Here is a 12,019-nt window from a genome sequence, read left to right as displayed (position 1 = left end):
TTGGCCGCCTGAGCTTCACGACAAGCGCTGAGGCGCTGGCGGGCAGCGCCGGAGGGTCAGGCGGCAGCGCGAACTTTGAAGTTCAGCATGGCGGTGGCGTCGTCGTTGAAGCACTCGGCCAGGTCCTGGTAAACCCTGTACTTGGCCTGACTGCGTGTTGCCGCCCACACTCGCTGCACGTAATGGCGGGCATCGCCATGCATGTACCTGACGTCATCCCAGTCGTACATGCAGTTGGTGAGCACTTCCCACTGCTTGAGCGGCAGCTTCTCGGCCATCTCGCCGTACTGCATCTCCTAGGTTGGGTGGTAGTTGCGGATACGCTTCTTCGGGTCGTTGTCGAGGATGACGCCGATGTAGTGGCCACGGTCGGCCATGATCACGCCTGGCTCACCGTTGGCGATCACGCGGCGCCCGATCTCGGCCGGCACGTCGTAGTGACGGCGAACGTAGTCGCAGTTGTAGTTGCTCATGGCTTTCTCCATGCATGCGCCGCCCTCCGTGGCCGGATGCGGCATGGTTTCTGAGTTAGGGGATGCGGTACGATTACGGAAGTTTTTCAAGGATGAAATGCAGTGAAGAAGCTCAAAGAATTCGAATCAGCTGCCACCCGCTATCTGAGCAGGTACTCCCGCAAGCAATTTTTCGCAGCGTTCGTTGTGATCACGGCTATCAACCACTGGCTTGCCTACAACGTCGACGGGTACAAGTCGATTTGGCTAGCCATGATCGGGGGCTGGTTTTTCGGCATGACCTTCGCGCCGTTCCACTCCCAGAAGGAGTGATCATTGCTTCACCCTGCATGGTGGCAAATTAGTTTGGAATGGTGTTTCATTCACCTCGATTTTATTCGAGGCCTGTTCAATGTGCTACGCGATAGCTGCTGCATGGATTGCACTCTCATTTGTCACTTCGGTGAGTGCGATTGAAGGCAACAAAGCGCAGCGAGAAAAGATTGATCGCTGCTCAAACGCGGCCAGCTCACTACTGCCCAGGTGACGGGCTTTGCGCTAGGCTGAGCGCCCGGGCTCTTGCAGATCAATCAGGTGGTTGTCACGTCGCAGTATTCAGCTGAGGTAATTACGTATTCTCAACAAAGGCATAGTTAATGTTGCGATAACCAGAATCACCTACACTCGCCCCTATGATCCGCATCCTGCGACTGCTCACCCTCCTGACGCTCGTACTTTCGCTTCCTCTCAACGGGATGGCAGGAGTCGACTCACCCATTGAGCCCTGTCCCATGCAAGCCATGGGCATGGAGATGATGGCAGGCATGGAGCACGACTGCTGTCAGGATCAGGATCAGGGGAAAACCTCTCAGCACGCCAACAAGGCCTGCAAAATCGGCCAGGAATGCAGGACCGCAAGCACATTGCAGGTCAGCATGCTCGAGCCCGCGCTCACCTTCTCGACTCCTCGCCCTGTCGATACCTATGGCGAAGGCCTTCTGACCAGGGCTCCCCCCGACCATTGGCGTCCTCCCCGCACCTGATTCCTTCGTAAACCTCACACCATTGTTCTGCCTCGGCGGCTGAACGATGACATGCGCCTGTGCGCTGGTTTTTTCGAGGAATCATCTTCATGACTCCCCTTTGTTCCCATTCAGGGCGGATGTTTGCTGCCGCCCTGGCACTCCTGCTGCCGGTACTATCGGCGCAGGCGAATTCGCTCACGCTGGACGATGCGCTGCAACTTGCCGAGCGCAACGCACCTTCGCTTCAAGCACGCCAGGAACAGGCTTCCGCTGCACGTCACTCCGTTGTGCCAGCGGGTGAACTACCCGATCCACGACTGAATCTTGGCGTGCAGAACCTGCCGGTGGACGGCAGCGATCGATGGAGTACCAATCGAGACTTCATGACCATGCAGGTAGTCGGTTTTTCTCAGGAGGTGCCCAATCGCGACAAACGAAAAGCGCGGGTCGAAACCGCTCAGGCCACGGTCGAGCGGGCGGATGCCGAAGCGCTGTTCGAGCGTCTGAAAGTGCGTGCAGCCACGGCACAAGCCTGGATTACCGCGTACACCCTGCAACGCAAACTGCAGCAGTTCGACAATCTGTTCAACGAAAACCGCCTGCTGGCAGCGGCGGTACGTGCACGCCTGGCCGCAGGGGGCGGCGCTTCCGCCGATGCCCTGGCCCCGGGCCAGGAGGCCGCGCAGCTGGAAGAGCAGAAGGACCAACTACTGACCCAAGCCACCCAGGCCCGCGCCGCACTTAAACGCTGGATCGGACAGGATGCCGACGCATTACAAGCGCCGACGTTTCCGCAGTGGCCGGTACGCGCACCTGACTACCTGCACACCCTGCACGCCCATCCGGAGCTGGCCGCCTACGGGGCCATGACCCGTGAAGCCCAAGCTCAGGTGCAGCAGGCCATCGCCGAGAAAAAGTCAGATTGGGGCTGGCAGGTTGACTACCAACGCCGCGGGCCTGAATTCAGCAACATGGTCAGCGTGCAGGTCAGTTTCCAGCTGCCACTGTTCAGCGGGTCGCGGCAAGACCCGATGATTGCCGCTCGCCAGGCCCAGGTACGGCAACTGGAGGACGAACAGGAAGCAGCACTGCGTGAGCACACAGCGCAGCTCGAAGCTGACCTGGCGGAATACCAACGCTTGCAACGGGCGGTGACGCGCAGTCGTGAAACCTTGCTGCCGCTGGCCGAACAACGCGTCAGCCTGGCCTTGGCCGACTACCGGGCAGGCAAGTCGGCGCTGGAAGAGGTGGTCACAGCGCGGCGTCGACGCATCGAGGCACGGTTACAGGATATCGACCTGCAAGGGCAGCTAGCGGCGACCGCCGCTCGCCTGCACTTCGTATATGGAGAGGCGCGTGCATGAACAACACGTCTATCGGTTTGATCACAGCACTCGCCCTGGCCATTGGCACCGGGACAGGCTATTGGCTGGGGCACCCAGGGCAATCTGCACAAGCACCCGCTGCAACAGCGGAGCAGAAGCCGTTGTATTGGTACGACCCGATGTACCCGCAGCAACACTTCCCAGCTCCCGGCAAGTCGCCGTTCATGGACATGCAACTGGTAGCGAAGTACGCCGAAGAAGGCACAGGCCCCGCAGCGCCTGCGGTGCAAATCAGCCAAGGCGTACAACAGAACCTTGGGGTACGCCTGGCGACGGTGATCCGTGGCCGGTTGCAGCGCAATCTGCAGGTCAGCGGTGTGCTGGCCTTCGATGAGCGAGATTTCAGTGTGCTCCAGGCACGCACCGCAGGCTTCGTTGAACGCACCTATGGCCGAGCCACGGGGGATGTGGTGGCCAAAGGCGCGCCTCTGGCGGACGTACTGGCTCCGGAATGGGCTGGGCTGCAGGAAGAGTTTCTCGCGCTGCGCCACTTGGGTGATGTGCAGTTGGTAGCCGCAGCACGCCAGCGCCTGCTGCTGGCCGGCATGCCGGGTGAACTGGTCGACCGCGTCGCACGCAGCGGCAAGGTGCAGAACCTGGTAACACTGGTCGCGCCGAGCGCCGGGGTCATCCAGGCGCTGGATCTGCGCCCAGGAATGACCGTGGCACCTGGCGCAACTCTGGCACGTATCAATGGCATAGCGAATGTGTGGCTCGAAGCCGCTGTGCCAGAAGCTCAAGCAAGTGGCCTGCACGAGGGGCAAGCAGTAGAGGCCCACTTGCCGGCTTATCCCGGCGAGACCGTTCTAGGCAAACTGACAGCTCTGCTCGCAGATGCAGACCTGCAAAGCCGTACCTTGCGCCTGCGTATTGAGCTGCCCAACAAAGATGGTCGGCTACGGCCGGGAATGACCGCGCAGGTTGCGCTGCGCTCAGGCGAGAACGCCGATTACCTGCTGCTACCCGCCGAGGCCGTAATCCGCACCGGCAAACGTGATCTGGTGATGGTGGCCGAAGATCAAGGCCGTTTCCGCCCAGTGGAGGTGGTGCTGGGCCAGGAGAACGGCGGCCAGGTTGCCATCTTGAAAGGCCTGCAGGCCGGGCAAAAAGTCGTGGCATCCGGACAGTTCCTGATCGACTCCGAAGCCAGCCTCAAAGGTATTGAGGCAAGCACAGCCTCGGACTCACCGGCCGCCTCGCAACCGCCCGAGCTGCATGAAGCAGACGGTCGAATCGTACAAATTGAAGGTAATCAGCTGACCATCGACCATGGGCCTTTCGTCACCCTGGGAATGCCTGGGATGACCATGACTTTCCCGGTGGCTGACTCCACGCTGATTACCGGGCTCAAGGTGGGTGAGCGTATCCACTTTGGTGTTCGGGAGCGCGACGATGGCATGGTCATTGAGCAGATCAATGCGCTGGAGAACCAGCCATGATCGAAATACTGATTCGTTGGTCAGTGAGCAACCGCATACTGGTTCTGCTCGCTACCTTGTTCCTGGTGGCCTGGGGGATATTTTCGCTGCGCAGTCTGCCGATCGATGCCTTGCCCGATCTGTCAGACGCCCAAGTGATCATCCGTACCTCCTACCCAGGGCAAGCACCCCAGATCGTCGAAAACCAGGTCACCTATCCGCTGACCACCACGATGCTCTCGGTACCGGGCGCCAAGACCGTACGTGGCTTTTCTGCCTTCGGCGACAGTTTCGTCTACGTGCTGTTTGAAGATGGCACTGACGTGTACTGGGCACGCTCACGCGTGTTGGAATACCTGAGTCAGGTTCAGTCGCGCCTGCCGGCCTCAGCCAAGCCAGCGCTTGGGCCTGACGCCACAGGCGTTGGCTGGATCTACCAGTACGCATTGGTAGACCGCAGTGGCAGGCATGATCTGGCACAGCTGCGCAGCCTGCAGGATTGGTTCCTGCGCTTTGAGCTAAAGACCGTACCGGATGTCGCTGAAGTGGCAAGCATTGGCGGCATGGTCAAGCAATACCAGGTGGTACTCGACCCGCTGCGCATGGCCAGCCTCGGCATCACCCAGGGCGAGGTCGCCAACGCCATCGGCAAGGCCAATCAGGAAACGGGCGGTGGCGTGCTGGAACAGGGCGAGGCGGAATTCATGGTGCGGGCCTCGGGTTACCTGAAGACGCTGGACGATTTTCGCGCCATCCCCCTGCGCTTGGCTGCAAACGGCGCGCCGGTAACGCTGGGCGACGTTGCCAGAGTACAACTCGGGCCTCAAGCCCGGCGGGGCATCGGGGAGCTGGATGGCGAAGGCGAAGCCGTGGGCGGCGTGGTGATCCTGCGCAGCGGCAAGAATGCCCGGGAAGCCATCACCCGTGTGAAGGAAAAGCTCGAAACACTGAAGAAAAGCCTGCCCGCCGGCGTCGAGTTGGTGACTACCTATGACCGCAGCCAATTGATCGACCGCGCCGTAGACAACCTCAGTCACAAGCTGATCGAGGAGTTCATCGTGGTCGCACTGGTGTGCGCCGCCTTCCTGTGGCACCTGCGCTCGTCGCTGGTTGCAATTGTGTCATTGCCGGTGGGGGTATTGATCGCGCTGATCATCATGCGGCACCAGGGCATCAACGCCAACATCATGTCACTGGGCGGCATTGCCATCGCCATTGGCGCAATGGTCGATGCCGCTGTGGTGATGATCGAAAACGCGCACAAACGGGTCGAGGCCTGGCATGCCCGTAATCCGGGGCAGGTGCTGAGAGGGGCCGAGCACTGGCGGGTCATGACAGATGCCGCCGTGGAGGTCGGGCCGGCGTTGTTCTTCAGCCTGATGATCATCACCCTGTCGTTCGTGCCGGTGTTCACCTTGCAGGCCCAGGAGGGGCGGTTGTTCGCACCCCTGGCGTTCACCAAGACCTATGCCATGGCGGCGGCGGCGGGGCTGGCCGTGACATTGGTGCCTGTGCTGATGGGCTACTGGATCCGTGGGCCATTGCCCGCCGAGCAGCGTAATCCACTCAACCGTGGGCTGATTCGCGTGTACCGGCCGGCGCTGGAGGTCGTACTGCGTAGGCCGTGGTTGACGCTGATGGGCGCGCTGGCGATCTTGCTCAGCAGCCTGTGGCCGTTGAGCCACCTGGGTGGGGAATTCCTGCCGCCGCTGGACGAAGGTGACCTGCTGTACATGCCCTCGGCCCTGCCAGGCCTGTCGGCGCAAAAGGCCTCGGAGCTTCTTCAGCGCACCGATAGACTGATCCGCACGGTGCCGGAAGTCGCCAGTGTGTTCGGCAAGGCCGGTCGCGCAGAGTCAGCCACCGACCCGGCACCGTTGGAGATGTTCGAGACCATCGTGCGGCTCAAGCCCAAGGATCAGTGGCGGCCAGGAATGACCAGCGAGAAACTGGTCGAGGAACTTGACCGCACCGTACGCGTACCGGGCCTGACCAACATCTGGATTCCGCCAATCCGTAACCGTATCGACATGCTCGCCACCGGTATCAAGAGCCCGATTGGCGTAAAGGTGGCCGGCAGCGACCTGGCGCAGATCGACCGCACGACCCTGGCCATCGAACGGGTAGCGAAGTCTGTACCTGGCGTGACCTCGGCACTGGCCGAGCGTTTGACCGGCGGACGGTACGTCGATCTCGACATCGACCGCCACGCTGCTGCCCGTTACGGCCTGAACATCGCCGACGTGCAAGCCATTGTCGCCGGCGCCATTGGTGGCGAAACCATCGGCGAGACGGTGGAAGGCCTGGCGCGTTACCCGATCAGCGTTCGCTACCCCCGCGAATGGCGGGATTCAGTCGATGCCCTGCGTGAACTACCGATCTACACCGCACAAGGGGGCCAGATAACCCTCGGTACCTTGGCCCACGTGCAAATCGCCGAAGGCCCGCCGATGCTCAAGAGCGAGAACGCCCGTCCCTCTGGCTGGGTGTACATCGACGTTCGCGGCCGTGATCTGTCGTCTGTGGTCGCTGATCTGCGTCAGGCAGTTGACCGGGAAGTGAAGCTCGATCCAGGCGTCAGTCTGAGCTATTCAGGTCAATTCGAGTATCTGGAACGCGCCAACGCTCGGTTGGCCTGGGTGGTACCGGCGACCTTGGCCATCATCTTCGTCCTGTTGTATCTGACCTTTGGCCGCCTAGGTGAGGCTCTGCTGATCATGGGCACTCTGCCTTTCGCCCTCACTGGCGGTGTGTGGTTGCTGTACCTGATGGGTTTCAATCTGTCGGTGGCCACCGGCGTTGGCTTCATTGCTTTGGCCGGGGTTGCGGCCGAGTTCGGGGTGATCATGCTGATCTACCTGAATAACGCCTGGGCCGAGCGACAGGCCAATGGTGAGCGCACGCAACCGGCGTTGCTGGAGGCAATCCGTGAGGGTGCGGTTCAACGCATCCGGCCCAAGGCAATGACTGTGGCGGTGATCGTCGCAGGCCTGCTGCCCATTCTCTGGAGCAGCGGTACTGGCAGCGAAGTGATGAGCCGCATCGCCGTACCCATGGTAGGCGGAATGCTGACCGCACCCTTGCTCTCTCTCTTAGTTATTCCCGCGGCGTACTGGCTGGTCCGGCGCCGCGATCTTGTAGCCACTCATGATTCCACACCAGGAGAACTCCGATGAAAAAACGCTACCTTAGTGTTGCACTGCTCTTCGCCTTTGCATCAGGCGCGCAAGCTGAAGACGCCATGGCAGGAATGAACATGGATGGAATGGGCATGAAGGAAGCCCAGACAGCACCTGCCGCTCACGCGCAAGGGACGGTAAAGGCCATAGACGCCCAGGTCGGCAAAGTGACCCTGATGCATGGACCGGTGGCGGCGCTGAAATGGCCAGCCATGACCATGGGATTCAAAGCCTCTACGCAGCAGCTCGAAAAATTGAACGTGGGAGATAAGGTAGCGTTTGATTTCAGGATGGACGACAGCACCGCGACGATTGTTGATATACGTAAAGAGTAAATCCTCGAGCCTATATCAAGAGCGTGCTGGTACATGCTGTTATGCGTGAGCATCATGTACCAGCTGCCGTCGTGTTTCCGCTTCCGAACCTGCCGCATCAACAGCATTACAGTCCCATCTTCCCGGCTGTCGCCCCACGACTACCCGCTATTTGCGAGCGGAGCGCGCAGGCGTGTGAAACACTCACTTTGCGTCATTAGACAGTGCCTCCGTTACGCCGCATGGATTGGGTGCTTGTATCACGGTCTTGAAAACCGTTCAGGAGACCCTACGCCTGGGCGCATCTGTTGGGCGTCTCGAAATCGGCCTCTGCAAACGACTGTTATCGACCCAATGCGGCCGCTAGCGAAGGGCAGAAATAGGCAGAGGCGGTCGGTTACCCATCCCACAGTCGATAACTACCGATCACGATGTAGCGCCAAATGTAAATCTCATCAAGAATATGTCGAGCCTGGCAGCGGTTTGGACGCTAGCTTTCTGAGTTGCGAGAGATTCAAGGATTATCCAAGGTGCAGTTATCAAGGGTATTCGTCATAAGCCGTGCTTTATTTATGGTCTTTCTGATCAGCGGCACTGCGCTGGGTGAAACGTCGCAGATCGGCTTGTCGGTGTCTGCGCAGGTCAGTGCGGCGGCTGCAGCGCCTGACGACATCGTTGGACAAGGGATCCAGGCCGCACTTGAACCCCTGGCATCGTCATTTCCCCCCTTGATTACCTCTCGTAAGCATCAACGCGCGGACATCAATCGCGTTGTTTTCTATTTCTACTCCCATCGCAGCTATCGCGCCGCCTGGACAGACGGGCGCGATATCACCCAGTTGCTCAAGAGCCTGAATGACATACAAGCTGACGGCCTGAACCCTGCGGACTTTCGGGGCGACGAGCTGGCCGAGGCTCAATCGTTTTTGCAGGCCTCCGCGCCGACGCCAGCACAAACGGCGGCTTTTGATATCGCGCTGACCCGCACCTACATCACCGCGCTCCTGCAATTGCGGCGCGGCAAGGTCAATCCGTCGCGGCTGGATTTTCATTGGAACTTCGACCCGATCGGTGTTGATCCCCGTGAAGATGTGAACAGTTTCTTTGCTGCCCTGGATGCTCACGATGTGGCCCGTGCGTTCGCCCAGGCGCCGCCGCAAGAGGCGCTTTATAGCAGCATGCGTGAGGCATTGGCGCAGTTGCGTCAGGTTCGCGATGCCGGTGGTTGGCCGAAAGTCGCCGAAGGGCAGTCACTCAAGCCGGGGATGGACGGCGCTGTGGTCGCACAGTTGCGTGCTCGTCTGGTGGCCGGTGGTTATCTGGAGCCGCATAAGGGCAAGCGCAATGCTTACGACGATAAAGTCATTGCTGCGGTGAAGAAGTATCAGGTCGATCAGTATCTTGGCGTGGATGGCGTGGCTGGGGCGGCGACTCTGGCGGCGCTGAATGTGCCTGTCGAGGCACGGATTGATCAGGTCCGGGTGAACATGGAACGGGCGCGCTGGCTGCTCTACAAACTCCATGGCACTTTTGTCGTTGTCGATATCGCCGGCTACAAAGTGGCGTTCTACCGCGACGGCGAACCCATCTGGCGTTCCCGAGTACAGGTCGGCAAGCCTGTACGCAGCACCCCGGTGTTTCAGTCCGAGATCACCTACATCACCTTCAACCCCACCTGGACTGTGCCGCCGACGATTCTTGTCAAGGATATGCTGCCAAAGATTCAGCAGAACCCGGGTTACCTTGCAGCCAGCCGGATCAGGGTCCTTGATCGTGCTGGCAACGAACTCGATCCGGCGAACGTCGACTGGTACAACGCGCGCGGCCTCACGCTGCGCCAGGACGCCGGCCCTACCAACTCGTTAGGGCAGGTGGTCATTCGTTTCCCCAACGACTATGCGATTTACCTGCACGACACGCCGCATCGCGAGTTGTTCGCCAATCCCGTGCGCACCACCAGCTCCGGATGTATTCGGGTGGAGAATCCACTGCAGTTGGTCGAGTTGTTGTTCAACGACCCGGTGCGCTGGAACAGCGAGGGGATTCAAAAGCAGTTGGCCAATGGCAAAACCAAGAACATCAAGCTTCCGGTCAAGGTGCCGGTGTTGCTGGCCTATTGGACGGTCGACTTGAGCACCGAGGGGCGGGTGACGTTCAAGCCCGACATTTATGGCTACGACACGCCGCTATTGCGGCAGTTGAATTTGCCTTCAGTACTGCCCGCCTTGGCGTTGCCGCAGGCAGAAACGACTATGGTGGTCACAGGGCAAAGCCAGATTTAGGCAGCGCATGCGCAACTAGAATTTGCGACGCCCACCGATTGGAGCATGTCCACTTGCGCTGCGCTCGAATACGCTAGCCTAGCGGCAATACAAGTTGGTTGATCGAGCGGTAGTTATTGATGGCGAGGGGGGTGAGCATGCGGTGCGTCCCAGCTTGAACTGAGTGATCAATTGTGGCCGAGCAGGGACTGCCTTACTACCGATCAGCATGGCTTCGGAGTGAGGCCTTCCTCAAGGGGGGCCAAAAGTGCACGTACCATCGTATTGAGATAGTGGGACGTTGCGACCATTCGGGAGGCACCCTGCGATTTCTGGCTGAGTCGCTTTTCCAGGCTGGGTCCGATTACCAGTTCCGGGTCATGGCCAAGGCGAATGGCAAAAATTCGCATCCATTCCACTGTGTCAGCCACCGCGTGCGTAGCGCCGCTACCTCCCTCGGCCAGTCAGCCACCCAACTGCGCCCGAATAGCGGGTTAGGCAGCGAGAGGTCCTACACTGGCTTGATCAATTCGAGTAGCTAGAATAAATGGCTGACAGTGAATCTTGGGTGGCCGCTGTCGACCCAAAGCAGACACTTGATAACGAGGCCGCTTAGCGACCCACACAAGCTCCACGCTTGTGCCCGTGATCACCTTACGATCACTCAGATGCTGGGGTTCCGAGATTCGCTTAAGCGCGATGGCTCAATCTGTCAGCAGTTTGAAGCGCTGAAGCTTAAATTGGAGTCGAATAGTACTGGTAGGATGGCTGAGTATCTGGAGAAAAAATCTCCGCTTATTTTTGCGGCACTACTTCATTCCGGTATGACCATTCCTGAATGGCCGATTGGGCCCGGCGGTCTGATATAAAACTTCTCTGGTCAGCATGGGCGCACACTCGATGTAGCTCAGAGTTTCTGAGCATCGAGAGGTGGGTATGACCAGAGACAGGTATGGGTTAGATAACAATCGGCTGGGTAGCAAGCCAGCCAAAAGCGACGGTTCGTCGGAGGGTCAAGGTGGCGAGGGGAAAAGAGCGCTCCCTGATGATCGCGATGACTACATCGACAAGCGCCCCTTTCATCGCGAGCAGAGGCAGGGGCCGCCGGACCCATCGCGGGCCTCCAATGCCGAGCGCTATAGCCATTACAAGCGCCCATTGGAGTAATTCACAGGCCGGCATCTGACTGCATGGCTGATGAGCTTCTTCGGCAGCTCGAAAAGAGAACCTCGCGCCAACTCAAGGCACTGGCATGTAGGGCAGCAGGCGTTCGGTCTCTTTCTTTACCACGGCGTAACATTCGCAGCTCAGCAGTTCCAAGCGTGCCCTGTCGAGAACTTTGATCTGCCCGCGGTTGTACTCGATCACCCCAAGACGCTGCAGCTTTCCTGCAGCATCCGTCACGCCCTCGCGGCGCACCCCCAGCATGTTGGCGATCAGCTCCTGGGTCATGCACAGGCGATCGCCTGGCAGGCGGTCGAGCGACAGCAGCAACCAGCGGCACAATTGCTGGTCGATGGAGTGATGGCGGTTGCACACTGCCGTTTGCGCCATCTGGGTGATCAGTGCCTGGGTGTAGCGCAGCATTAGCATCATCATCTCGCCATGGCGGTTGAACTCGTCCTTGAGACTTTGCACGGGTAGGCGGTAGGCATGTCCTGCACTTTGCACGATGGCCCGGCTGGGTGTGCTTTCCCCGCCCATGAACACGGCGATGCCCACCAGCCCCTCGTTACCCACTACCGAGATTTCGGCTGATGCGCCGTTTTCCATCACATAAAGCAATGAAATGATCGCATCGGCCGGGAAGTGGACATAGCGCAGGGTGTCGCCGGACTCGTACAGAGCCTTGCCCAGGGGCAGGTTCACGTGCTCCAGGTCCGGCGCCAGCCGGCTGAACGTTTCTGCCGAAAGTGCAGCCAGCAAGTGGTTCTGCAAGGGTGGGGGAGCGGGATGCATACGCGGGACCATTGACGGCAACGGGT

General features: G+C 59.7%; 8 protein-coding genes and 2 pseudogenes. 8 read left to right on the top strand and 2 right to left on the bottom strand.

Going from position 1 to position 12,019, the window contains the following annotated elements:
- Nucleotides 1-56 precede the first annotated feature (56 nt).
- Nucleotides 57-473 (bottom strand): annotated as a pseudogene (locus BUQ73_RS28650) (hypothetical protein).
- Between the two features lie 102 nt (nucleotides 474-575).
- On the opposite strand from BUQ73_RS28650, the gene BUQ73_RS13035 reads away from it, so the two are divergent.
- The 8 genes and pseudogenes from BUQ73_RS13035 to BUQ73_RS13000 form a co-directional block, all read left to right on the top strand.
- Nucleotides 576-785 (top strand): hypothetical protein, encoded by a 210-nt coding sequence (locus BUQ73_RS13035; RefSeq protein WP_079228302.1) that lies wholly within the window; start codon nucleotides 576-578, stop codon nucleotides 783-785.
- Between the two features lie 458 nt (nucleotides 786-1,243).
- A complete protein-coding gene (locus tag BUQ73_RS13030; protein WP_322114591.1) occupies nucleotides 1,244-1,495 on the top strand; it encodes a hypothetical protein in 252 nt (83 codons plus the stop codon).
- An 89-nt stretch (nucleotides 1,496-1,584) separates the two neighbouring features.
- Nucleotides 1,585-2,841 (top strand): TolC family protein, encoded by a 1,257-nt coding sequence (locus tag BUQ73_RS13025; protein ID WP_079228300.1) that lies wholly within the window; start codon nucleotides 1,585-1,587, stop codon nucleotides 2,839-2,841.
- Complete coding sequence (locus BUQ73_RS13020) at nucleotides 2,838-4,301, top strand: efflux RND transporter periplasmic adaptor subunit (protein WP_079228299.1); 1,464 nt, start codon at nucleotides 2,838-2,840, stop codon at nucleotides 4,299-4,301. Before BUQ73_RS13025 ends, BUQ73_RS13020 begins: the two co-directional genes overlap by 4 nt.
- Nucleotides 4,298-7,456, top strand: coding sequence for an efflux RND transporter permease subunit (locus tag BUQ73_RS13015; RefSeq protein ID WP_079228298.1), 3,159 nt, complete (start codon nucleotides 4,298-4,300; stop codon nucleotides 7,454-7,456). The genes BUQ73_RS13020 and BUQ73_RS13015 overlap by 4 nt, the downstream gene beginning before the upstream one ends.
- The gene (locus BUQ73_RS13010; protein WP_079228297.1) at nucleotides 7,453-7,794 is read left to right on the top strand and encodes a copper-binding protein; all 342 of its coding nucleotides are present in this window, start codon (nucleotides 7,453-7,455) and stop codon (nucleotides 7,792-7,794) included. Before BUQ73_RS13015 ends, BUQ73_RS13010 begins: the two co-directional genes overlap by 4 nt.
- A 551-nt stretch (nucleotides 7,795-8,345) precedes the next feature.
- Entirely contained in the window at nucleotides 8,346-10,055 is a 1,710-nt protein-coding gene (locus BUQ73_RS13005) for a L,D-transpeptidase family protein (protein WP_079228296.1), read from the top strand.
- Nucleotides 10,056-10,657: 602 nt separating this feature from the next.
- Nucleotides 10,658-10,903 (top strand): annotated as a pseudogene (locus BUQ73_RS13000) (GrpB family protein); the annotation flags it as partial.
- A 370-nt stretch (nucleotides 10,904-11,273) separates the two neighbouring features.
- Here the strand turns inward: BUQ73_RS13000 and BUQ73_RS12990 are convergent.
- Nucleotides 11,274-11,993 (bottom strand): Crp/Fnr family transcriptional regulator, encoded by a 720-nt coding sequence (locus BUQ73_RS12990; RefSeq protein ID WP_079228293.1) that lies wholly within the window; start codon nucleotides 11,991-11,993, stop codon nucleotides 11,274-11,276.
- Nucleotides 11,994-12,019 lie beyond the last annotated feature (26 nt).

This window comes from Pseudomonas putida (assembly GCF_002025705.1).
Classification (GTDB): domain Bacteria; phylum Pseudomonadota; class Gammaproteobacteria; order Pseudomonadales; family Pseudomonadaceae; genus Aquipseudomonas; species Aquipseudomonas putida_J.
This window is presented reverse-complemented; position numbering and strand designations above follow the sequence as displayed.

Bases quoted from the DNA above. Each gene is read 5' to 3' on its own strand.
- BUQ73_RS13030 (WP_322114591.1), top strand. From the start codon at position 1,244: ATGCAAGCCATGGGCATGGAGATGATGGCAGGCATGGAGCACGACTGC.
- BUQ73_RS13025 (WP_079228300.1), top strand. From the start codon at position 1,585: ATGACTCCCCTTTGTTCCCATTCAGGGCGGATGTTTGCTGCCGCCCTG.
- BUQ73_RS13020 (WP_079228299.1), top strand. From the start codon at position 2,838: ATGAACAACACGTCTATCGGTTTGATCACAGCACTCGCCCTGGCCATT.
- BUQ73_RS13015 (WP_079228298.1), top strand. From the start codon at position 4,298: ATGATCGAAATACTGATTCGTTGGTCAGTGAGCAACCGCATACTGGTT.
- BUQ73_RS13010 (WP_079228297.1), top strand. From the start codon at position 7,453: ATGAAAAAACGCTACCTTAGTGTTGCACTGCTCTTCGCCTTTGCATCA.
- BUQ73_RS13005 (WP_079228296.1), top strand. From the start codon at position 8,346: ATGGTCTTTCTGATCAGCGGCACTGCGCTGGGTGAAACGTCGCAGATC.
- BUQ73_RS12990 (WP_079228293.1), bottom strand. From the start codon at position 11,993: ATGCATCCCGCTCCCCCACCCTTGCAGAACCACTTGCTGGCTGCACTT.